This is a genomic window from Sphingomonas sp. GW821-FHT02B09 (assembly GCF_059421875.1).
In genome coordinates this window covers 834,383-856,221 of sequence record NZ_JBWKVV010000002.1, presented here as the reverse complement: position 1 = coordinate 856,221, position 21,839 = coordinate 834,383, and the positions used below count along the sequence as shown (strand labels likewise).

Sequence of the window (21,839 nt, the reverse complement as noted above, 5' to 3'; positions counted from 1 at the left end):
CTTCAGAGGAGGTAGGGAACACGGATGCCCGGCATGGTCGCCGGGAAATCCTTGATGTTGCGGGTGACGAGGATGCGGCCGTGCCGCGTCGCGCTCGCCAGGATGATGGCATCGGGCGATTTCAGCCGGCGCCGTTCGCGACGCAGCGCTGCCGCACGCAGGGCGATGTCCGCATCGATCTCGTCCACCTTGAATCCGCCAAGAAACGCCTGCGCGTTTTCCACGTCACGCAACGCGCCCTTCGACAGGATCTCGACCCAGACCATCCGGCTCACCCATGCGCCACCTTGATCGAGCGCACGCCGAATTTCGTCGCGCGCCGGACCGAAGCCGGCCAGCGCGTCGATGACGATGTTCGAATCGAACGCGTGGCTGGTCATGCGGGGTCGGGATAGATGGGGTCGGGATATTTGCCGGCCACCATGTCGAGATAGATCTGGCGCTGGCGGTCGTCCTCGGCGTCGAACAGATCGGGAAACTCGGCCTTGACCTCTTCATAGTCGTCGTCCCACGGACGGGTCCAGCTCGCCCGCTCGCGGCGCTGCCATTCGACCGCATCGCCGATATCGGTGCGATCCTTCCACAGGCCGAAACCCCGATCGAGCCAGTCGCGATCGTCCTCCGACTGCGCCTGCGACCGGAACGTGGCGACGGCCTCGCGCAGCATCGACGCGCGCGACCGGCCGAGCTTCGCCGCACGCTCGTCTAGCCAGCGCAGGTCATCGGGCGGAAGGTCGGCCAAGACTCGCGTCATGACCGAATGATATCACACACCGATATCACTGGCCAGCCTTGCGCGCCGTCATCATCTCGCGGAAACGCGTCGCCCAGCCGGGCTTGGCGACCTGCGGCGGGCGGACCAGCGCCAGCGCGCCGGCCTCGACGTCCTCCGTCAGCACCGATCCCGCCGCGACGATCGCGCCGTCGCCGACCGACACCGGCGCGACCAGCGCCGAGTTGGAGCCGATGAACGCACCCGCGCCGATCTGCGTCCGATATTTGAAGAAGCCGTCGTAATTGCAGGTGATCGTACCCGCGCCGATGTTCGCCGCCGCGCCGATTTCGGCATCGCCGATATAGGAGAGATGGTTGACCTTGGCGCCCTCGCCGAGCACCGCCTTCTTGATCTCGACGAAATTGCCGACCTTCGATTTGACGCCTAGCGTCGCGCCGGGACGCAGCCGGGCGTACGGCCCCACCTCCGCCTTCGCGCCGATCGTCGCGCCCTCGATATGGCTGAACGCGTGGATGACGACGCCGTCGGCGACGGTGACGCCGGGGCCGAAGACGACGTTCGGCTCGATCACCACGTCGCGGCCGACGACGGTATCGTGACTGAACCACACCGTCTCGGACGCGATCAACGTCGCGCCGTCGGCCATCGCTCGCGCGCGCCGCGCCGCCTGCCAGCCCGCCTCGACCGCCGCCAGCTCGCCACGGCTGTTGATGCCGGCGACCTCGTCCTCACCCGTCTCGATACACACCGCGCGGCCGCCGCCGGCAATCGTCAGCGTCACCACGTCGGGAAGGTAATATTCGCCCGCCGCATTGTCGTTGCCGACCGACTCGAGCAGCCGCCACAGGTCGCGCGTGCGCACCGCGGTGACGCCCGAATTGCACAATTCGACCGCGCGCTCGGCGGGGCTGGCGTCCTTATATTCCACCATCTTGCGGATCGTGCCGTCGCTTGCCGCGATGATCCGGCCATAGGCGCGCGCATCGGCGGGCCGGAAGCCGAGCACCGCGACGGTCGGCGCATCAGGGGCCTCGAGCCGCGCTGCAAGCCGCGCGACGGTGTCGCTGCCGAGCAGCGGCGTGTCGCCGAAACAGACGATCGCGATGCCGTCGAAACCGGCGAGCGCGGCCTTGGCCTGCAAGGCGGCATGCGCGGTGCCGAGCTGCTCGCGCTGCCACGCGATCTCGACCCCGGTCGCCGCCACCGCCGATTCAACCTGCTCGCCCGAGGCGCCGACCACGACGACGCGGCGCGTCGCGCCGGCGCGGTTGAGGCTGTCGATCAGGTGGAGCAGCATCGGCCGCCCGGCAATGGGATGCAGCACCTTGTGCAGATCGGACTTCATCCGCGTGCCCTTGCCCGCGGCGAGGATGATGACGGCGAGAGATGTGGTCATGCCGTCCGACTGCCACGGAAGGCTTGCCAATTCCATACCGACGCGCCACCGGCGCACGGATATGACGTCGAATTCACCGCCCCGCCCGTCGCCCGACGCCCCGTTCGACATCGTCGGCTTCGACCTCGACGGGACGCTGCTCGACACCAGCGGCGATCTCGCCGCGGCGGTCAACCATGCGCTCGCCTCGGTCGGGCGGGCGCCGCTCAGCGTCGCGCAGGTCAAGCCGATGATCGGCGGCGGCGCGCGTCGCATGCTGGCGCAGGGGATGGCGGCGACCGGCGGCTGCGACGAGGCGACGCTCGACGTGCTGCATCGGCGCCTGCTCGACCATTACGAGGCGCATATCGCCGATCTGACGCAGCCCTATCCCGGGGTGCTCGACGCGCTCGATACGCTCGCCGCGCAGGGCGCACGGCTGGCGGTGGTGACCAACAAGCTGGAGGGGCTGGCCCGCAAGCTGCTCGGCGCGCTCGATCTCACCGGCCGCTTCGCATGCATCATCGGCGGCGACACGATGGGACCGGGCAATGCCAAGCCCAGCCCGAAGCCGATCTACGAGATGCTCGCGCGCTGCGGCGGCGGCACCGCGGCGTTCGTCGGCGATTCGATCTTTGACATCGACGCGGGCAAGGCGGCGGGCCTGCCGACGATCGCCTGTTCGTTCGGCTTCCTGATGCAGCCGGTGGCCGAGCTTGGCGCGGATGCGGTGATCGATGGCTATGACGAACTGATCCCGACGCTGGAGCGGCTGGCGCGGTAAGACGACTCAGCTCCGCCGCCACTTTGCCCAGAGGTGCCGCGCCAGCATCGCCGGCGGCATGCGCAGCCAGTGCGAACGGACGTAGAAGGCCAGCCGCGTCGCCGGGCGGATCGGCCGCCCCCAATCATCGCGCGCCAGCAGCCGGCGCAGGTAGAGCGCGTCGCCCCGCGCCAGCGTGCGATAGGCCGGGTCGACCGGCGTCGCGAACAACCGGTGCGTGAGACGCAGCGCCCTCGCGATCTCGCGCGACAGGCCGTGCTCCGCCGCCCGTGCGCGTGCGCCATCACTGCCGTGATCGTCGATCAGGCAGTGGATGTCCCACAGGTTGCGCAGGCCCCCCGCAAGGTCGCCGTCGGCGAACAGATGCGCGGCGGCATGGACCAGCATGTCGTCGGGCGACAGCACGGCAAGGCCGGTGCCGAGCGGCTGCGCCTGCGCCAGTAGCGCCGCCGCATCGGGCGTGATCCGCGCGGTGAGCGGCAGGATGGTATGATGCACGTCGATCATCCGGTCGCGGTCGCGATGGATCAGCGGCGGCAGCTCGTGCATCCAGCGGCGGTAATAAGCGTCGTCATAGGGATCGGGCTTGACCCATTCCCACCCCGCCGCGAGCAGCGCCGCCTCGACCGCGTCGAGCGACCCGCGCGGCACGAGGATGTCGAGGTCGCCGATCGAGCGGCCGCGCCCGGCGAGCAGCCCGGCGGCGACGAACGCCGTCCCCTTGAGCAGCACGACCGCACAGCCCAGCGGCGCGAGCGCGCGCCGCGCCATCTCCGCCTCCCACAAGGCAGCGCGGCGGCCGTTTTCGGCGGCGGCGCGGGCATCGGCGAGCAGCAGCGCGACATCCTCGGGCAGCGGCAGGCCATCGAGCCGATAGGCGAGCGTGCCGAGCAATTGCTCCGCGCGCGCCGTCGTGACGAGGCCGATCCAGTCGGTGTCGAGCGCCAGCGACTGCGGGTCGGCGAGCGCGCGCGCGAGGATCAGAGCGTCCGCCACACCGCCTCCACCTGCGCGATCGCCGCGGCGCCGTCGGGATAGTCGATCGCATGCGCCGGCGTCGTGCGCACCAATCGGGTCAGTGCATCGAATCCCGCCTCGCCGAGCGCGACGTAATTGGTCGACGCCTGGGTCAACCGGACGAAGGATTCGGACGGCAGCACGCCGCGCGTCTCCGCCGCGAAGCCGTGGCGCGGGTAGAGCAGCATCGCGGGCGCGGCGGGCTCATCCATCGCGCCGACCGCGAGCGCGTCGGGCACCATATGGCGGATGTCGCCCTTGGGCGTGCCGGTGAGCAGGGGGCCGAGCTTGGCGTCGGGCCGCGCGGCGATGGCGGCGGCGATCGCCGCATTCTTGAGGCTGATGAGGCGGGGAAACGGGTGGACGAGCCCGGTCTCGGGATCGATCAGCGCGAATTCGTCGCTCATGAAGCGCCAGCCGCGCGCCGCCAGCAGCGTCGCCAGCGTCGACTTGCCCGCCCCCGATTCGCCGGTGAGCAGCAGCGCCTGCCCGTCGCGCTCGACGCAGGCGGCATGAAGCAGCAGATAGCGGCGCCCGCCCAGCGCCAGTTGCAGGTTCATCGCCATTTCGGCGGCGAGCAACCCCTGCACGAGCGGCAGCGGTGCCGCCTCGGGCAGCATATAGTCGCCGGCGATGCGGATCGACGGCCGCAGCCAGCGCCGCCACCAATGCGTCGCCTCCAGCCGCACGGTGAAATCGGGCAAATTGGGCGAGGGATAATAACGGTAGAGCTCGCGCAACGCATCGATGGGCGCGCGCCAGTCGCTGCCGACGCGAAAGCCGATCGGCCCGATCCGCACGGTGAAGACGTGCCTCATAGCGCCTCGACCAGCCCCGCCGCGACCAGTTCGTCGAGCCGGGCCGCGAGCGCGTCGCGGCTGGCGTCGCCGAGGTCGTAGCGCTCACCGAGGCGGAGCAGCAGCGTCTCGAGGTCGAGCGTCGTGTCGGCGAGCAGCGCGAGGATCTCGGGCGCGGGGCTGACCAGCAGATGGGTGATCCCGGACGAGCGATGGAAGACGGCGGTGAAGGCGTCGAGTTCGGCGGTCAGCAGCGCCGCGTCGGCCGGGGCGCGATAGCGCAAGGCGTCAGCCGCGCGGCATCTGCAACGAGGCGAAGCAGGTGAAGCCCCCCTGCCCGCGCTGCAGCCTGCGGATATAGCTCACATAGGCGCGGTTGCTCTCGTAGGTCGTGCCGGGCAGTTGCGCGCCGGCGAGCGCGCGCTTGACCTCTTCGCCCTTGAACGGGCGCGAGGCGGGGGGAAATGCGCCCTTGGTACCGGGGGCGACGACGTTGCCGGCCGGATCGATGAAGCGGCCCGCCCGCCCCAGATCGGGCACCGGGATCTCGCAGGTCATCACCGAACCCGCCGTCTGCGCGAGCGCCGGCCGGATCGACACCACGGCCCCGGCGGTCACCGCGCCGAGCATCAACACGCGGCGCCGGCTGGCCACGGCGGCATCGTCCGGCTCCGCCGGTCCCGCCTGCGCTGGATTGTAGCCGTCGACCGGCGTCTCGTCACTCATGGCACCCCTGCTACCGCCACTGCCTTTCACATTCGCTAACCACTGGCAAGCGCAGGAAATGTGCGGTGGTGGGACGGAGGGGAAATTTCGGTGTGTCAGTCGGCGTCGATGAAGTCGCCGGGCTCCCGTCCATCACGGTTTCGCCGCGCCACCTCCCCTTGGCGGGGGAGGGCTATGGCAGATGGGCGCAATCTGGTTCCTTCGTGTTCCCAACCCACCCCGTCACCCCGGACGTGTTCCGGGGTCCACTCTGCGGCGGGGAGCAAGGCTTGAGCCTCCTGCCGTTCCCTTGCGGCCCGGTGGACCCCGGAACCAGTCCGGGGTGACGGAGCTGATGAGGAAACGGATCGATCCTCATGAACCGCAGCCATATGCGATTGCCCTGCCTGGCGGGGACCGCTCTGCATCAACCGAGTAGTGGAGGGGGCGGGAGCCCGGCCGCTCGATCCCGCGGCTCGGAAGCGACATCCCCCCTCCCCGCCGCCGCCAAGCTCGGCTAGCCACGCGTCATGGCTTCCCGATTCGTCCACCGGCTCAGCGGCGCGCTAGGGATCGCCTTCGGCACCGGCGCGGGCGTGTTCCTCGTCGACGGGCGGCCGGACGGCGCCGCGATCGCCTTCGTCGGCGCGGTGGCGGCATCGCTGGCAGCGATGGGCCGCGGCGACCAGGGTATCGCCGCGGCGCGTCATGCCGGACCGGACGCCAACGTGCTGCTCGGCGAGGTGCTCGACGTCATCGCCGAGCCGGTGCTGCTGGTCCGCGGCGGCGTCGTCACCTGTGCCAACACCACCGCGCGCGCCTTGCTCGGCCGCCATATCGTCGGCGAGGACGTGCGCGTCGCGATCCGCCACCCCGCCGCCGCCGACCGGCTGAGTTCCAGCGCGCCGCTGCCCGGCCGTCCGGTCGAGCTGGTCGGCCTCGGCAGCCCCGACCAGCGCTGGGAGATGCGTACCGGCGAAACCGCCGACGGCGCGCGCATCGTCCATCTGATCGATCAGTCGGGCAATTATGCCGCCGAGAAGATGCGCGTCGACTTCGTCGCCAACGCCAGCCACGAATTGCGCACGCCGCTCGCCTCGATCCTCGGCTTCATCGAGACGCTCAACGAGGAGGCGGGCGAGGACCCGGGGTTGCGACGCCGCTTCCTCGACGTGATGTTCGCCGAAGCGCGGCGGATGCAGCGGCTGGTCGAGGATCTGATCTCGCTCTCCCGGATCGAGGCGGAGAAATACCGGCTGCCCGGCGAGCGGCTGTCGCTGAGCGAATTGCTCGAGGACGTCGCCGCCGAGATCGCCGCCGCGCACAGTCCGCGCGCGCAGGACGTCGCCGTGACCATCGACCCCGACCTGCCCGAAGTGGTCGGCGACGAGGCGCAATTGTCGCAACTGCTGCACAATCTGATCGGCAATGCGATGAAATACGGCCGGGCGGGCACACCGGTGACGGTGGCGCTGGGGCTCGACCCGTCGAACCTGCTGCGCTTCACCGTCACCGACGAAGGCGAGGGCATCGCGCCGCAGCATATCCCGCGGCTGACCGAGCGTTTCTATCGCGTCGACCCCGGCCGCAGCCGCAGCGTCGGCGGCACCGGGCTCGGCCTCGCGATCGTCAAGCATATCGTCGAGCGGCATCGTGGCCGGCTCGACATCGTCAGCCGGGTGGGCGTCGGCACCAGCGTCACCGTCGCCTTGCCGCCGGCGGATGCACTGGCCGAAGCCGGTGTCATCAAAGGGTAACGTAACCGTCACACAGGCGGGTCGTGGCGGCGTCGAGTCGCTCGCGGGGACATGATGCGCGTTCGAACTCCTGGCCTGCTGCTGACGTGGGCGCTCTGCCTCACCGGCTGCCAGGATCAGGCGAACGGCGGCGGCGGCGGTGCACGCGACCAGATCACCGCGGTGGGATCGTCGACCGTCTATCCCTTCACGACGCTCGTCGCCGAGACGTTCGTCGCCAACCAGCCCGACGCCAAGGCGCCGGTGATCGAATCGACCGGCACCGGCGCGGGGATGCGGCTGTTCTGCGCCGGGCTCGGCGCGGCGCATCCCGACATCGAGGACGCCTCGCGGCGGATGAAGCGCAGCGAATATGCCGGCTGCCAGGCGAACGGCGTCGGGCCGATCATGGAGGTGCAGATCGGCATCGACGGCATCGCCTTTGCTGAGGCGCGCCGACCCGCGGGGAGCGGACCGGGCATGAGGCTGACCCCCGCCGATCTCTATCGTGCGCTCGCCGCGACGCCGGGCGGCGTGCGCAACGCCGCGCGGCTGTGGCGCGACGTCAATCCGGCGCTGCCGGCGACGCCGATCCAGGTCTATGGCCCGCCCGCGACCAGCGGTACCCGCGACGCGCTCGCCGAGCTGATCCTGACCCGCGGCTGCGAGGCGATCGATCCGCACGCCCGCACGCTCGCCCGCACCGATCCGGAGGCACACAAGATGCTGTGCACGCGGGTGCGCGAGGACGGCGTCTATGTCGATGCCGGCGAGAACGACAATCTGATCGTCCAGAAACTGTCGGCCAATCCCGACGCGATCGGCGTGTTCGGCTACAGCTATCTCGAACAGAACGCCGGCACGGTGGACGGCGTCGCGATAGACGGGGTCACGCCGAGCTATACGACGATCGCGGCCGGCGCCTATCCGGGATCGCGGCCCTTGTACCTCTACGTCAAGATCGCGCATCTCAAGGCGATCCCGGGGCTCAAGGCGTTCCTGCAAAGCTATACCCGCGCCTGGGGACCGGAGGGGCCGCTCGTCCGCCGCGGCCTGATCGCCGCGCCCCCGGCGGTGCGCGCGAGGGCGGCGGCGGTCGTCGCGCACGAGACGCCGCTCGATCCCGCGGATCTGCCGTCGTGATGCCGGTCACGCTTTTCCCACCGATGCCGTCACCCCGGACCCGTTCCGGGGTCGACACCGCGGCAAGGAGCGCCGTGCGAGCAGCGCAGTGCTCCTGCGAAAGCAGGAGCCCAGGGCCAAGCAAACCGACGTCTGGCGCTCGGGACTCCTGGGCTCCTGCTTTCGCAGGAGCACTGGGGGAGTCTTGCGAGTGTCCCGATCACGTCCGGGGTGATGGGATGGATATGGCGGGGTTCGCGGCATGAGCGCGCTTGCCGTCGCCATCGTCGTGTTCGGGCTCGCGCTGATCGGCTGGCTCGCCGCGCGGATGCGCGCGGCGACGTTCCGTACGCCGGGGCGCGCGCGCTTCACCGCCTTGCCCGTCCATTACGGCTATTTCGTCGGCATCTGCGCGCTCGTGCCGCCGCTCGTCTTCCTCGCGACGTGGAGCCTGACCGCACCCGCGCTGGTCACCGACGCGGTGCTCGCCACCCCCGCCGCCGCGGCGCTGCCGCCGCCCGGCTTCGAGCGCGCATCGATCCTGTCGGAAGCGCGCGAGCTCGGCGCCGGGCGCAGCTACGGCGCCTTCCACGACCTGTCGGCAAAGCTCGCCCCCGCCTATGCCGCCGCGCAGCACCGCTATGACTGGATCGCCACCGCGATCGCGCTGCTGCTCGCCTTCGCCGGCGGCGGCCTCGCCTTCACGCGGGTGCGCCCCGATTTCGCGGCGCGCACCCAGGTCGAGCGCGTCGTCATGCTGCTGCTGCTCGCCGCGTCGCTGATCGCGATCCTCACCACGATCGGCATCGTCGCGTCGTTGCTCTACGAATCGGCGCGCTTCTTCCGCATCGTGCCGATCGGCGAGTTCCTGTTCGGCACGCACTGGAGCCCGCAGGTGATCGACGCGCGCGATCCCGGCGCCAGTCTCGGCGCGGTGCCGCTGTTCTGGGGCACCTTCTTCATCGGCGCGGTGATCGCGATGGCGGTCGCCATCCCGTTCGGGCTGATGAGCGCGATCTACCTCACTCAATATGCGCATGCCCGCACGCGCGCCTGGCTGAAGCCGGTGCTCGAGATGCTCGCCGGCGTGCCGACCGTCGTCTACGGCTATTTCGCCGCGCTCACCGTCGCGCCGGCGGTGCGTGAACTGGGCGTCGCGCTCGGCGTCGCCAACGCCTCGTCGGAAAGCGCGCTGGCGGCGGGAGTGGTGATGGGGGTCATGATCATCCCCTTCGTCTCGTCGATGGCGGACGATTCGATCGCCGCCGTCCCCGCGTCGATGCGCGACGGCAGCCTCGCGATGGGCGCGACCCAGTCCGAGACGATCCGCCGCGTGATCCTGCCCGCCGCGCTGCCCGGCGTGGTCGGCGGCATCCTGCTCGCGGTCTCCCGGGCGATCGGCGAGACGATGATCGTCGTCATGGCGGCGAGCGGCGTCGCGACGCTCACCGCCAATCCCTTCGCCAGCACGACGACCGTCACCAAGCAGATCGTCGACCTGCTCACCGGCGAGGCGGAGTTCGACAGCGCCAAGACGCTCGCCGCCTTCGCGCTCGGCCTCACCCTGTTCGTCATCACGCTGGCGCTCAACATCGTCGCGCTGACCGTCGTCAAACGCTATCGGGAAGCCTATGAGTAAGTCGCGCCTGCCCACCGACTGGAAGGCGGCGTCTGTCCAGCGGCGCACGCGGCGGCGCTATGCCGCCGAGCGGCGCTTCCGGCTGATGGGGCTCGCCGCCGTGTGGCTGTCGGCGGGGTTCCTCGCCTTCCTGCTCGTCAGCATGGTGTCGGAGGGGCTGAGCGGCTTCCGCCAGACGCGCGTCGCGCTGCCGATCGATCTCGCCGCGGCCAGACTGGCGGTGACGCCGCAGCAGGTGCGCGGCCGCGGCGCCGATCTCGCGCTCGCCGGCGCCGGGCTGGAGGGCGCGGTCGACCGCGCCGCGACGCAGGCGTTCGGGCCGGGCGGCGCCGATCTGATCTCCGACGGCGCCTGGCTGGTGGTGCGCGACGCGATCGAGGCCGATCCGGCGCTGCTGCGCCGCCGCACCACGATCGCGGTGCCGGTGGCGAGCGCGATCGACGTCGCCGCCAAGCACGACGGCACCCCCGCCGCCGAGGCGATCGTGGCGAAGCTGAAGGCGCGCGGGGTCCTGACGACGGGCTGGAGCGCCGGCTTCCTCACCGCCGCCGATTCGACCGACCCGACCCGCGTCGGCATCTGGGGCGCGCTCAAGGGCTCGCTGCTGACGATGGCGGTGACGATCGCGCTCGCCTTCCCGATCGGCGTGCTCGCCGCGCTGTATCTCGAAGAATATGCGCCGCGGAACCGCTGGACCGACCTGATCGAGGTGTCGATCAACAATCTCGCCGCGGTGCCGTCGATCATCTTCGGCCTGCTCGGCCTCGCGGTGTTCCTCGGCACCTTCCACCTGCCGCGCTCGGCGCCGCTGGTCGGCGGACTGACGCTCGCGCTGATGACGATGCCGGTGATCGTCATCACCGGCCGCAACGCGATCAAGGCGGTGCCGCCGTCGATCCGCGACGCCGCGCTCGCGGTCGGCGCCTCGCCGGTACAGGTGGTGTTCGACCATGTCCTCCCCCTCGCGCTGCCCGGCATCCTCACCGGCACGATCATCGGCATGGCGCGCGCGCTCGGCGAGACCGCGCCGCTGCTGATGATCGGCATGCGCGCGTTCATCGCCGCGCCGCCGTCGCGGCTCACCGATCCGGCGACGGTGCTGCCGGTGCAGATCTTCCTGTGGTCCGACGATATCGACCGCGGCTTCGTCGAGAAGACCTCGGCGGCGATCATCGTGCTGCTCGTCGTGCTGCTCGCGATGAACGGGCTCGCCATCTACCTCCGCAACCGATTCGAGACCCGCTGGTGACACCGAAGATTTCCGCCCGTGACGTCAGCGTCTTCTATGGCGCCAAACAGGCGATCGACCATGTCTCGATCGACGTCGACCAGGACAATGTCCTCGCCTTCATCGGTCCCTCGGGCTGCGGCAAGTCGACCTTCCTGCGCACGCTCAACCGGATGAACGACACCGTCGCCGCGGCGCGGGTCAGCGGCGAGATCCTGCTCGACGGCGAGGACATCTACGCCAGCGGCATGGACGTCGTGCAGTTGCGCGCACGCGTCGGCATGGTGTTCCAGAAGCCCAACCCCTTCCCCAAGTCGATCTACGAGAATGTCGCCTACGGGCCGCGCATCCACGGCCTCGCCACCGCGCGCGCCGATCTCGACGCGTTGGTCGAGCAGTCGCTGCGCCGCGCCGGCCTGTGGGACGAGGTCAAAGATCGCCTGTCGGACAGCGGCACCGCGCTGTCGGGCGGCCAGCAGCAGCGCCTGTGCATCGCCCGCGCGATCGCGGTCGATCCCGAGGTGATCCTGATGGACGAGCCGTGCAGCGCGCTCGACCCGATCGCCACCGCCAAGATCGAGGAGCTGATCCACGAGCTGAAGGGCCGCTATGCGATCGTGATCGTCACGCACAACATGCAGCAGGCGGCGCGCGTCTCGCAGCAGACCGCCTTCTTCCACCTCGGCCAGCTCGTCGAGTTCGGCGCGACCAGCGACATCTTCACCAACCCGCGGGAGGAACGCACCCGCGATTACATCACCGGCCGCTACGGCTGAGGGGACGGACATGCCATTGGACCATACCGTCAAGGCGTTCGACGCCGATATCGGCCAGTTGCGGGGGATGATCTCGCAGATGGGTGGCCTCGCCGAGGATGCGATCGCGCAGGCGATGCAGGCGCTCGCCCGCCCCGACCCCGCGCTCGCCGCGCGGGTGCGCGCCGACGACAAGGCGATCGACGCGATCGAGGCGGAGGTCGAACGGCTCGCGGTGCGGATCATCGCGCTGCGCGCGCCGATGGCGGTCGACCTGCGCGAGGTCGTCGCCGCGCTCAAGATCGCCGCGGTGGTCGAACGGATCGGCGATTATGCCAAGAACATCGCCAAACGCGTGCCGATGATCGCCAATGCCAATGACGGCAGCGATCACCGGATCGAGCCGATCTCGCTGCTGCCGTCGATGGCGCGGATGGCGAGCGACATGGTGCGCCAGGCGCTCGACGCCTTCGCCGCGCGCGATCCCGAGGCGGCGCGGCGCGTCGTCGAGAGCGATGCCGCGCTCGACGATTTCTACGACAGCATCTTCCGCACCCTCGTCACCTACATGGTCGAGAATCCGCGCACGATCAGCCAGGTCGCGCACCTGCTGTTCGTCGCCAAGAACCTGGAGAGGATCGGCGACCACGCGACCAACGTCGCCGAAATGGTCTATTTCGCCGCAACCGGCACCCAGATGGCCGACCGCGACCGCGGCGGCCCGGACAAGGACATACGCTGATGGCCCGCGCCTCCATGCTGCTGGTCGAGGACGATGCCGCCCTCGCCGAACTGCTGATCTATCATTTCAAGCGCGAGGATTTCGACGTCGCGCACACCCCGGACGGCGAGGAGGCGCTGCTGCTCGCCAAGGAGAAGGCGCCCGACATCGTCCTGCTCGACTGGATGGTCGAGGGATTGAGCGGCATCGAGGTGTGCCGCCGCCTGCGCCGGATGACCGAGACGCAGAACGTGCCGATCATCATGCTGACGGCGCGCGGCGAGGAGGAGGACCGCATCCGCGGGCTCGAGACCGGCGCCGACGATTACGTCACCAAGCCCTTCTCGCCGCGCGAGCTGGTCGCGCGGGTGAGCGCGGTGCTGCGCCGCGTCCGCCCGGCGCTCGCCGGGGAGGCGCTGACCTATGACGACATCGAGATGGACACCGTCGGCCACAAGGTCCGCCGCTCGGGCGAGGTCGTGCCGTTGGGGCCGACCGAGTTCCGGCTGCTCAAGCATTTCCTCGAACATCCCGGCTGGGTGTTCAGCCGCGAGCGGCTGCTCGACGCGGTCTGGGGCCACGACAGCGACATCGAGAGCCGCACCGTCGACGTCCATATCCGCCGCCTGCGCAAGGCGATCAACATCGGCAACCGCCCGGACCTGATCCGCACCGTCCGATCGGCAGGCTATTCGCTCGATTCGGGCACCTGAAGCGGCGGGAGCGGCGTCGGGACTTAAGACTAAATGCCGTAGCGGTCGGTTAGGCTTGAGCGGCTTCCTCACCGATTCGTCACCCCAGACGCGTTCCGGGGTCCACTCTGCGGCGAGGAGGTCGGCTGGAGATGGAAGCGCCCGCTCGCGGCGCAGTGGACCCCGGAACAAGTCCGGGGTGACGAAGCATGCCCCGAAAGTGACGGGCTTGCGCGAGCGATCTTCTTCTCCATAGCCCGCGTCGCCCGAAATAGAATCGGACGCGAAACGATGGAGAAAAGTCCGCATTGGGACGTTGGGCGCAAGCGTTGACACGAAATGACGCATGAGATTCGATAGGAGATCCCGCGATGAAGCTCATTCTGCTGGCCGCCACGGCCCTGATTGCTGCCCCCGTCCTGGCGCAGACCACCCCGGCGCCGACCGACGCCCAGACGACCACGCCGGCTGATCCCGCCGCCGCCCCGGCCGATCCGGCCGCGGCACCCGCCGACCCTGCGGCCGCGCCGGCGCCCGCCGATCCCGCTGCCGCGCCCGCACCCACCCCGCAGGCGAGCACGCCCGCGCCGGCTTCGACCGGCGGCGCGACCCCGGCCGGCGGCTATGCCCCGAGCGGCTCGGCGATCAGCGGTGGTACGCCCGGTGCCAGCCTGCCGCCCGTGTTCCGCCCCGCGCCGAGCCCCGATCAGGCTTTCCCGGCGCCCGCGCCGCTCGCCAAATATCCGGTCTGCAAGAAGGGCCAGTACGATCAGTGCATCCAGCGCGGCGGCAAGAAGTAAGCCGGTGCCGCAGCCGGCATGACCGGTTGCCAGATGCCACTTAACGTTTAGGGAAAGGCGCTCCATCACTGCGAGGAGCGCCTTTTTCATGTCCCCCATCCGCTTCGACGGCCGCGTGGCCATCGTCACCGGCGCCGGCGGCGGCCTCGGTCGTCACTATGCGCTCGAACTCGCCCGGCGCGGCGCGCGCGTGGTGGTCAACGACCTCGGCGGGGCGCGGGACGGCACCGGTCACAGCGACGCCGCGCTCGCGGTGGTGGACGAGATTCGCGCCGCCGGCGGCGAGGCGATGTCCAACGGCGGCAACGTCGCCGATTACGAACAGATGGCCGATATGGTGGCACAGGCGAAGGCAGCATGGGGGGGCGTCCATATCCTCATCAACAACGCCGGCGTGCTGCGCGACAAGACCTTCGCCAAGATGGAGCCGGCGGATTTCGAATTCGTCGTCCGCGTCCATCTGCTCGGCTCCGCCTTCGCCACGAAGGCGTGCTGGGAGACGTTCCGCGAGCAGACGTACGGCCGCGTGCTGATGACATCGTCGTCGAGCGGCCTGTTCGGCAATTTCGGCCAGGCGAATTACGGCGCGGCGAAGCTCGGCCTCGCCGGTCTGACCAGGACGCTGGCGATCGAGGGCGCGAAGCACGACATCCGCGTCAACACGCTCGCGCCCACCGCCGGCACGCGGATGACCGAAGACCTGTTCCCCGCCGACGCCTTCCACGCCTTCGCTCCCGAAAAGGTCGCGCCGGGCGCGCTCTATCTGGTCAGCGAGGATGCGCCGACCAACGTCATCCTCGGCGCCGGCGCGGGCGCGTTCCAGGCCTCGTACGTGACGCTGACCCGCGGCGCGCTGCTCACCGGCGACGATCTGTCCCCCGAAGGCGTCGCCGCGCACTGGGCGGCGATCACCGACCGCACTGGCGAGACCGTACCCAAGACCGGTGCCGAACAGGCGATGACGATCGGCGCCCTGCTGCAGAGCGGATGAGCGAACCCGCGCAGTGCTCCTGCGAACGCAGGAGCCCAGAGCCGAGCAACACAACGTCTATGGCGTTCGGAACTCCTGGGCTCCTGCTTTCGCAGGAGCACTGGCCGATTTTGGCCGAAGGCTCGAACGCTGAAGAGAATTGCGTGTATTGAACATATAACACACGCCTGATACGTTCCACCTTCGCAACGAGGGGGGACGACCATTGTATAGCGAAAGCGACATAGACGCGGCGGTGACCGCCGGTGCGATCACGCCCGCAGCGGCGGCGGCGTTGCGCGCCCACGTCGCCGCGCGCCATGCGGCACCGGCGGTGGACGAAGAGCATTTCCGGCTGCTCACCGGCTTCAACGACATCTTCGTGTCGATCGCGCTGATCCTGCTGTTCGTCGCACTCGGCCAGATCGGCGAGTCGGTCGCGCGGCCGGCCGGGGGGCTATTGCTCGCCGCGGCATCCTGGGGACTGGCGGAATATTTCACCGCACGCCGCCGCATGGCGCTGCCCAGCATCCTGCTGCTGCTCACCTTCGTCGGCGGCATCGGCTGGGCGCTCGTCGGGGTGGCGATGACCGTGGCGCCGCACCTCGGCGATCGTGCCGCCGCGCTGGTCGCCGCGGGGGTCGCGGCGTGCATGGCGGCGGGCGCGTGGCTGCACTGGCGGCGCTTCATGGTGCCGATCACCGTCGCGGCGGGGGCGGCGGCGTTGATCGGCACGGCAATCGCGCTGGTACTCGCCGCCTTCCCCGATATCGAGGCGGCGAAATGGCCGTTGCTGCTCGTCGGCGGCATCATGGTCTTCGCCTTCGCGATGCGCTGGGACATGAGCGATACCGAACGCCGGACGCGCCGCGCCGACGTCGCCTTTTGGCTGCATCTCACGGCGGCGCCGATGATTGCGCATTCGATCTTCCAGATGCTCGGCGTGTTCCGCGGCGACATCGGAGCGGGCATGGCGATCGTGGTGCTGGCGCTCTACGTCGGCTTCGCCGCCATCGCGCTCGCGGTGGACCGCCGCGCGCTGCTGGTGTCGGGCCTCGCCTACGTGCTCGCGGCGCTCTACGCGCTGTTCCGCAGCGCCGGGGCGATCGAACTTGGCGCGGCGCTGACCGCCTTCGTGATCGGTTCGGCGTTGCTCAGCCTCTCGGCCTTCTGGCAACCGATGCGGCGCGCCCTGGTCAGCCGCTTGCCGGACGCATTGCGATGGCGCCTGCCGCCGGCCCTGACCGCCTGACGCGGCAGGGCACCGGGCGTCATTCCACCAGCTTCATCAGCCGGCGCTCGACGGGCGCCAGCACCGGCCCCAGTTCGTGGCCGCGCTTGAGCACCACGCCCTGTTCGCCGATCAGCGCCCACATGCCCTGCTTGCCGCGCAGGGCCGGGCGTTTCTCGATACGGAACTCGGGGCGCTCGGCGGCACGGCGGAAGGCGGCGAAGACCGCGGCGTCCTTGCCGAGCTCCAGCGCATAATCCTTCCAATGGCCCGCCGCGACCATCCGGCCGTAGAGATCGAGGATGCGGTTGAGTTCGAGGCGTTCGAAGCCGACTTGCGACGGCTTGCCGGCGTGCGGAAACGGCGTGACGATACCCATCAGGCGCGATCACGCTCCGCTTCGGGCATTTGTTCCCCCAGCAGCGCATCGAGCCGCTTGCGCATCGATTCCAGCTCGCAACGCATGATCTCCATCTTCTGAGTCGCCGGATCGAACATCTCGCTGCACGGCGTGCCATAAGGGACGAACCGCGCCAGCGTCGCCGCCGCGCCGCCCTCGACCATCGTCGCGCGCGCGGGAATGCCGACCATCACCGCACCTTCCGGCACGTCGCGCGTCACCACCGCATTGGCGCCGACGCGCGCGCGAGGGCCGACGAGGATCGGGCCGAGCACCTGCGCCCCCGACCCGATGATCACGCCATCGGCCAGGGTCGGGTGGCGCTTGCCGGCGACGCCATTGTCGGGACTGGTCCCGCCCAGCGTCACGCATTGGTAGATGGTGACGTCGTCGCCGATCTCCGCGGTCTCGCCGATGACGACGAAACCGTGATCGATGAAGAAGTTGCGGCCGATGCTCGCGCCCGGATGGATATCGATCGCAGTCCAGGCGCGGGCGATGTGATTGACCAGCCGGGCGAGGAAGAACAGCCGCCGCCGGTACAAGGCGTGCGCGATACGATGCAGCCCGACCGCCCAGACGCCGGGATAGAGCAGGATCTCGGCGCGCGAATGCGGAGCCGGATCGCGCGCCTTGATCGAATCCAGATAGGCGGCCAAGCGTCCGAACATGCGCCAACGTCTCCCGAGCAGATACGCGAATGTAGCCACTCGCCGGGCAAATTGCCATGCCCGGCCCGCGCCGCTTGGGTGCGACAAAGCCCAGCTTTGTTGTAGGATTTGACGCGGCCGTGCACGATGAGAGCGATAGCGGGTGGTTTCGAACCCGACATTTTCGCGGAGAGACGATTGCCGATGCCTGATTTCCTTACCGCCATCGATTGGACCCAGGTGCTGCCGTTCGTCGCGATCGGCTTCGCCGCACAGGTGGTCGACGGCGCGCTCGGCATGGCATTCGGGGTGATCAACTCGACGCTGCTGGTGACGGTGATGGGCGTGCCGCCCGCGGTCGCCTCCGCCAGCGTCCATGCGGTCGAGACCTTCACCACCGCCGCCTCCGGGATCAGCCACATCGCGCATCGCAACGTCGACTGGAAGCTGTTCCGCCGGCTGGTGATTCCTGGCGTGATCGGCGCGGCGCTCGGCGCGACCCTGCTCAGCAACGTCGATGCCTCGGTCGCCAAGCCGTTCGTGATGGCCTATCTCGCCTGCATCGGCCTCTATCTGCTGTTCCGCGCGGTGAAGGGCCGGATCGAGCCGCGCACGCCCAAGGTGATCGCGCCGCTCGGCCTCGTCGGCGGCTTCCTCGATGCGGCGGGCGGCGGCGGCTGGGGGCCGGTCGTCACCTCCAATCTGCTGATCCAGGGCGCGACCCCGCGCCATACGATCGGCACGGTCAACACCGCCGAATTCTTCCTGACCGCGACCGCCTCGATCACCTTCTTCATCGCGCTGGGCTGGTCGGCGTTCACGCTGCACACGCTCGGCATCCTGATCGGCGGCCTCGTCGCCGCGCCGCTCGGCGGCATCCTCGCCAAGCGCGTGCCGACTCGCGGGCTGATGGCGATGGTCGGCGTGCTGCTGACGCTGACCAGCGCCTGGTCGATCTACGCCGCACTCGCGAAATAAATCTGCCGCAGACGCAGCATGGGCAAATCCGCACAAACACGTGGCTTTTGCCCTGTGATCGCCCGCTTCGATCACAGGATGCGAACAGATTGATTTTGCACTGCGGCATGAGCACCTATATCCGGTCCACGTCATTCAACCGGAGACCCGACATGGCCCTCATCGGCAGCAAACTGAAGCCGTTCACCACCCAGGCCTATAAGGAAGGCAAGTTCGTCAGCGTCAGCGACAGCGACGTGCTCGGCAAGTGGGCGGTCTTCTTCTTCTATCCCGCCGATTTCACCTTCGTCTGTCCGACCGAGCTGGAGGACCTCGCCGACATCTATCCGACGCTACAGAAGATGGGCGTCGAGGTGTACAGCGTGTCGACCGATACGCACTTCAGCCACAAGGCGTGGCACGACAGCTCGCCGGCGATCGGCAAGATCAACTATTTCATGCTGGGCGACCAGAACCACAGCATCAGCACCAATTTCGAGATCCTGCGCGAAGGCCAGGGCCTCGCCGATCGCGGCACCTTCGTGGTCGATCCCGAGGGCGTGATCCAGCTCATCGAAGTGACCTCGGAAGGCGTCGGCCGCAATGCCGCCGAACTGCTCCGCAAGATCAAGGCCGCGCAATATATCGCTGCGCACCCGGGCGAAGTCTGCCCGGCGAAGTGGGAAGAGGGCGAGGAAACGCTCGCCCCCAGCCTCGACCTCGTCGGCAAGATCTAAGCGAATCCCTGCCTCTCCCCGTGGCAGGTGATCGCGGCCCGGGGTGGTTCCCTCCGCCCCGGGCCGCTTGTTTTTGAAGACGCCAATTTTTCGGAGTGCCCCCATGCTCGACGCCAATCTGACGCAGCAGCTGAAGGCCTATCTGGTCAACATCCGCGAGCCCATCGAACTGGTCGCCAGCTTGGGCGACGACGCCAAGTCGCAGCAGATGCGCGAGCTGATCGACGAGATCGCCGCACTGTCCGACAAGATCACCACCGCGACCGGCGACGATGCGCGCCGCCCCAGCTTCCTGATCCGCCGTACCGGCACCGATATCGGCGTGCGCTTCGCCGGCCTGCCGATGGGGCATGAATTCACCTCGCTTGTGCTGGCGCTGCTCCAGGTCGGCGGTCATCCGTCGAAGGCGGCGCAGGACCTGCTCGATCAGGTCCGCAGCCTCGACGGTGACTATCGGTTCGAGACCTATTTCTCGCTGTCCTGCGCCAATTGCCCCGACGTGGTGCAGGCGCTCAACCTGATGGCGGTGCTCAATCCGCGCGTGACGCATACCGCGATCGACGGCGCGCTGTTCCAGGACGAGGTCGCCAGCCGCAAGGTGATGGCGGTGCCGACGGTCTTCCTCAACGGCGAGGTGTTCGGCCAGGGCCGGATGGAGCTGGAGCAGATCGTCGCCAAGCTCGACACCGGCGCCTCGGCGCGGGCCGCGGCGTCGATCGCCGCCAAGGATGCGTTCGACGTGCTCGTCGTCGGCGGCGGCCCCGCCGGTGCCGCGGCGGCGATCTACACCGCGCGCAAGGGCATCCGCACCGGCATCCTCGCCGAGCGGTTCGGCGGTCAGGTCGCCGACACTATGGCGATCGAGAATCTCGTCTCGGTGCCGCATACCGAGGGGCCGAAGCTGGTCGCCGATCTCGAACGCCACGTCCGCGAATATGACGTCGACATCATGAACCTGCAGCGCGCCGAAAAGCTGATCCCGGCGCCCGAGGGCGGCCTGCACGAGCTGGTGCTGGAGAATGGCGCATCGCTCAAAGCGCGCACCATCATCCTGTCGACCGGCGCGCGCTGGCGGCAGATGAACGTGCCGGGCGAGGATGCCTATAAGAACAAGGGCGTTGCCTATTGCCCGCATTGCGACGGTCCGCTGTTCAAGGGCAAGCGCGTCGCGGTGATCGGCGGCGGCAATTCGGGCGTCGAGGCGGCGATCGACCTCGCCGGGCTGGTCGCGCACGTCACGCTCATCGAGTACGACACCGACCTGCGCGCCGATGCCGTGCTCCAGCGCAAGCTCGCCAGCCTGAGCAACGTCACGATCATCACCGCGGCGCTGACCACCGAAGTGCATGGAGACGGCGACAAGGTGACCGCGCTCTCCTATCGCGATCGCACCCACGGGACGATGCACCGCGTCGAGCTGGAGGGGATCTTCGTGCAGATCGGATTGGTGCCGAACACCGAATGGCTGGCCGGATCGATCGCGCTGTCCCCGCGTGGCGAGATCGAGGTCGACGACCGCGGCCACACGTCGCAGCCGGGCATCTTCGCCGCGGGCGATGCGACCACCGTGCCGTTCAAGCAGATCGTGATCGCGATGGGCGCCGGCTCGACCGCCGCGCTGGCGGCGTTCGACCACCTCATCCGCCTGCCCGCGGAAGAAACGCACGACTGGGAAGAAGCGGCGGAATAAGGGACCAAATTCCTCCCTCGCTTTAGCGGGGGAGGGGGACCGCCGGCGTAGCCGGTGGTGGAGGGGGCGTTTCCGCACACGGCAAACTTACCGTATCCTCCCCCTCCGTCAGGCCTTCGGCCTGCCACCTCCCCCTGGCGGGGGAGGACTTAGGGGGTAGCGCCCTCCTCTCGCGCTCCCTATCTGCCGACCCCATGGCAGCGACCTACCTCCCGACGCTGAAGCAGCTTCAATATCTCGTTGCGCTGAAGGACGCGGGCCATTTTGGCCGTGCCGCCGACGCCTGTTTCGTCACCCAGTCCACCCTCTCCGCCGGCCTGCGCGAGCTCGAGACGCTGATCGGCGTGACCCTGGTCGAGCGCACCCGCCGCGTCGTCCGCTTCACGCCGCTGGGCGACCGGATCGCCGACAAGGCACGCCGCGTGCTGCGCGAGGCGGAGGAGCTGGGCGATATCGCCCGCGCCGCCGGCCGGCCGTTGTCGGGCGAGATGCGGATGAGCGTCATCCCGACGATCGCGCCGTTCATGCTGCCGCATATCCTGCCGCGGCTGCGCCGCGACTATCCCGATCTCAAGCTGTTCCTGCGCGAGGAGCCCTCGGGCGCCGCCTGCGAGGGACTGCACAACGGCCGCACCGATTGCGTGCTGCTCGCTTTGCCCTTCGCCTGCGGCGACGTCGCCTCGCACCCGTTGTTCGACGACCGCTTGTTCGTCGCCTATCAGCCGCAGGACATGCCGAGCGACCCGCCGACTATCCCGGCGTCGCTGATCGACGAGACGCGGCTGCTGCTGCTCGAGGACGGCCATTGCCTCAAGGATCATGCGCTCTCGGCGTGCAACCGCCCGGAATTGCGCGCCGAGGCGACGATGCTCGGCACCTCGCTGCATACGATCGTGCAGATGGTCGACAACGGCCTCGGCATGACGATGCTGCCCGAGATGGCGCTGAAGGCCGGCATCCTCGACCATACCGATATCGTCGCGCGGCCGCTCGACGCCGACAATGCGGTGCGGCGGATCGCGCTGGTCTGGCGCCGCGCCTCGCCACGCGAAAAGGACTTCCAGTTGCTCGCCGAGGCGCTCGCCGAAGCGCGGTAA

At 69.2% G+C, this 21,839-nt stretch carries 24 protein-coding genes; 15 read left to right on the top strand and 9 right to left on the bottom strand.

Annotated features, from left to right (window positions below):
- Positions 1-2: 2 nt before the first annotated feature.
- The 3 genes from AC07U4_RS11960 to glmU are packed head-to-tail and all read right to left on the bottom strand — an operon-like array spanning position 3 to position 2,132.
- Positions 3-380: a PIN domain-containing protein gene (locus AC07U4_RS11960; RefSeq protein ID WP_495195545.1), complete on the bottom strand. Its 378-nt coding sequence runs from the start codon at positions 378-380 to the stop codon at positions 3-5.
- Positions 377-742, bottom strand: a complete 366-nt coding sequence (locus AC07U4_RS11955; RefSeq protein WP_495195544.1) for a CopG family transcriptional regulator — start codon at positions 740-742, stop codon at positions 377-379. The genes AC07U4_RS11960 and AC07U4_RS11955 overlap by 4 nt, the downstream gene beginning before the upstream one ends.
- Positions 743-779: 37 nt before the next feature.
- Entirely contained in the window at positions 780-2,132 is a 1,353-nt protein-coding gene (glmU, locus tag AC07U4_RS11950) for a bifunctional UDP-N-acetylglucosamine diphosphorylase/glucosamine-1-phosphate N-acetyltransferase GlmU (RefSeq protein WP_495195543.1), read from the bottom strand.
- A 61-nt stretch (positions 2,133-2,193) separates the two neighbouring features.
- Here glmU and AC07U4_RS11945 point away from each other — a divergent pair, with 61 nt between their 5' ends.
- The gene (locus tag AC07U4_RS11945; protein ID WP_495195542.1) at positions 2,194-2,895 is read left to right on the top strand and encodes an HAD-IA family hydrolase; all 702 of its coding nucleotides are present in this window, start codon (positions 2,194-2,196) and stop codon (positions 2,893-2,895) included.
- A 6-nt stretch (positions 2,896-2,901) separates the two neighbouring features.
- Here the strand turns inward: AC07U4_RS11945 and AC07U4_RS11940 are convergent, their stop codons facing one another.
- The 4 genes from AC07U4_RS11940 to AC07U4_RS11925 are packed head-to-tail and all read right to left on the bottom strand — an operon-like array spanning position 2,902 to position 5,435.
- On the bottom strand, positions 2,902-3,891 hold the full coding sequence (locus AC07U4_RS11940) for a nucleotidyltransferase domain-containing protein (RefSeq protein ID WP_495195541.1): 990 nt from the start codon (positions 3,889-3,891) through the stop codon (positions 2,902-2,904).
- Complete coding sequence (locus AC07U4_RS11935) at positions 3,876-4,730, bottom strand: HprK-related kinase A (RefSeq protein WP_495195540.1); 855 nt, start codon at positions 4,728-4,730, stop codon at positions 3,876-3,878. Before AC07U4_RS11935 ends, AC07U4_RS11940 begins: the two co-directional genes overlap by 16 nt.
- The gene (locus AC07U4_RS11930) at positions 4,727-4,993 is read right to left on the bottom strand and encodes an HPr-rel-A system PqqD family peptide chaperone (RefSeq protein ID WP_495195539.1); all 267 of its coding nucleotides are present in this window, start codon (positions 4,991-4,993) and stop codon (positions 4,727-4,729) included. The genes AC07U4_RS11935 and AC07U4_RS11930 overlap by 4 nt, the downstream gene beginning before the upstream one ends.
- 4 nt (positions 4,994-4,997) lie before the next feature.
- Entirely contained in the window at positions 4,998-5,435 is a 438-nt protein-coding gene (locus tag AC07U4_RS11925; protein ID WP_137898713.1) for a hypothetical protein, read from the bottom strand.
- 509 nt (positions 5,436-5,944) lie between these two features.
- On the opposite strand from AC07U4_RS11925, the gene AC07U4_RS11920 reads away from it, so the two are divergent.
- The 10 genes from AC07U4_RS11920 (at position 5,945) to AC07U4_RS11875 (ending at position 16,329) form a co-directional block, all read left to right on the top strand.
- A complete protein-coding gene (locus AC07U4_RS11920; RefSeq protein ID WP_038663453.1) occupies positions 5,945-7,171 on the top strand; it encodes a sensor histidine kinase in 1,227 nt (408 codons plus the stop codon).
- Between the two features lie 54 nt (positions 7,172-7,225).
- Positions 7,226-8,293, top strand: coding sequence for a substrate-binding domain-containing protein (locus AC07U4_RS11915; RefSeq protein WP_495195538.1), 1,068 nt, complete (start codon positions 7,226-7,228; stop codon positions 8,291-8,293).
- A gap of 241 nt (positions 8,294-8,534) precedes the next feature.
- Positions 8,535-9,911 carry a phosphate ABC transporter permease subunit PstC gene (gene pstC, locus AC07U4_RS11910; RefSeq protein WP_495195537.1) on the top strand — a complete coding sequence of 459 codons (1,377 nt, stop codon included), beginning with the start codon at positions 8,535-8,537 and terminating at the stop codon, positions 9,909-9,911.
- On the top strand, positions 9,904-11,160 hold the full coding sequence (gene pstA, locus AC07U4_RS11905; RefSeq protein ID WP_495195536.1) for a phosphate ABC transporter permease PstA: 1,257 nt from the start codon (positions 9,904-9,906) through the stop codon (positions 11,158-11,160). The genes pstC and pstA overlap by 8 nt, the downstream gene beginning before the upstream one ends.
- Positions 11,142-11,915: a phosphate ABC transporter ATP-binding protein PstB gene (gene pstB, locus AC07U4_RS11900; protein ID WP_425424003.1), complete on the top strand. Its 774-nt coding sequence runs from the start codon at positions 11,142-11,144 to the stop codon at positions 11,913-11,915. Before pstA ends, pstB begins: the two co-directional genes overlap by 19 nt.
- Positions 11,916-11,925: 10 nt before the next feature.
- Positions 11,926-12,636 carry a phosphate signaling complex protein PhoU gene (phoU, locus tag AC07U4_RS11895; RefSeq protein ID WP_038663466.1) on the top strand — a complete coding sequence of 237 codons (711 nt, stop codon included), beginning with the start codon at positions 11,926-11,928 and terminating at the stop codon, positions 12,634-12,636.
- The gene (gene phoB, locus AC07U4_RS11890; RefSeq protein WP_038663469.1) at positions 12,636-13,328 is read left to right on the top strand and encodes a phosphate regulon transcriptional regulator PhoB; all 693 of its coding nucleotides are present in this window, start codon (positions 12,636-12,638) and stop codon (positions 13,326-13,328) included. Before phoU ends, phoB begins: the two co-directional genes overlap by 1 nt.
- Positions 13,329-13,678: 350 nt before the next feature.
- On the top strand, positions 13,679-14,107 hold the full coding sequence (locus AC07U4_RS11885; RefSeq protein WP_495195535.1) for a hypothetical protein: 429 nt from the start codon (positions 13,679-13,681) through the stop codon (positions 14,105-14,107).
- 88 nt (positions 14,108-14,195) lie between these two features.
- Complete coding sequence (locus AC07U4_RS11880; protein WP_495195534.1) at positions 14,196-15,098, top strand: SDR family NAD(P)-dependent oxidoreductase; 903 nt, start codon at positions 14,196-14,198, stop codon at positions 15,096-15,098.
- A 205-nt stretch (positions 15,099-15,303) separates the two neighbouring features.
- Positions 15,304-16,329 carry a hypothetical protein gene (locus AC07U4_RS11875; protein ID WP_495195533.1) on the top strand — a complete coding sequence of 342 codons (1,026 nt, stop codon included), beginning with the start codon at positions 15,304-15,306 and terminating at the stop codon, positions 16,327-16,329.
- A gap of 19 nt (positions 16,330-16,348) precedes the next feature.
- Here AC07U4_RS11875 and AC07U4_RS11870 read toward each other — a convergent pair whose 3' ends face one another.
- Together AC07U4_RS11870 and epsC are read right to left on the bottom strand one after the other, a co-directional pair.
- A complete protein-coding gene (locus AC07U4_RS11870; protein ID WP_038663478.1) occupies positions 16,349-16,687 on the bottom strand; it encodes a DUF2794 domain-containing protein in 339 nt (112 codons plus the stop codon).
- The gene (epsC, locus tag AC07U4_RS11865; RefSeq protein ID WP_495195532.1) at positions 16,687-17,379 is read right to left on the bottom strand and encodes a serine O-acetyltransferase EpsC; all 693 of its coding nucleotides are present in this window, start codon (positions 17,377-17,379) and stop codon (positions 16,687-16,689) included. The genes AC07U4_RS11870 and epsC overlap by 1 nt, the downstream gene beginning before the upstream one ends.
- Positions 17,380-17,562: 183 nt before the next feature.
- On the opposite strand from epsC, the gene AC07U4_RS11860 reads away from it, so the two are divergent.
- The 4 genes from AC07U4_RS11860 (at position 17,563) to AC07U4_RS11845 (ending at position 21,839) form a co-directional block, all read left to right on the top strand.
- Complete coding sequence (locus tag AC07U4_RS11860) at positions 17,563-18,336, top strand: sulfite exporter TauE/SafE family protein (RefSeq protein WP_495179322.1); 774 nt, start codon at positions 17,563-17,565, stop codon at positions 18,334-18,336.
- A 152-nt stretch (positions 18,337-18,488) separates the two neighbouring features.
- The gene (ahpC, locus tag AC07U4_RS11855; protein WP_137899081.1) at positions 18,489-19,052 is read left to right on the top strand and encodes an alkyl hydroperoxide reductase subunit C; all 564 of its coding nucleotides are present in this window, start codon (positions 18,489-18,491) and stop codon (positions 19,050-19,052) included.
- A 103-nt stretch (positions 19,053-19,155) separates the two neighbouring features.
- Complete coding sequence (gene ahpF, locus AC07U4_RS11850) at positions 19,156-20,742, top strand: alkyl hydroperoxide reductase subunit F (protein WP_495195531.1); 1,587 nt, start codon at positions 19,156-19,158, stop codon at positions 20,740-20,742.
- 194 nt (positions 20,743-20,936) lie between these two features.
- A complete protein-coding gene (locus AC07U4_RS11845; RefSeq protein ID WP_038663489.1) occupies positions 20,937-21,839 on the top strand; it encodes a hydrogen peroxide-inducible genes activator in 903 nt (300 codons plus the stop codon).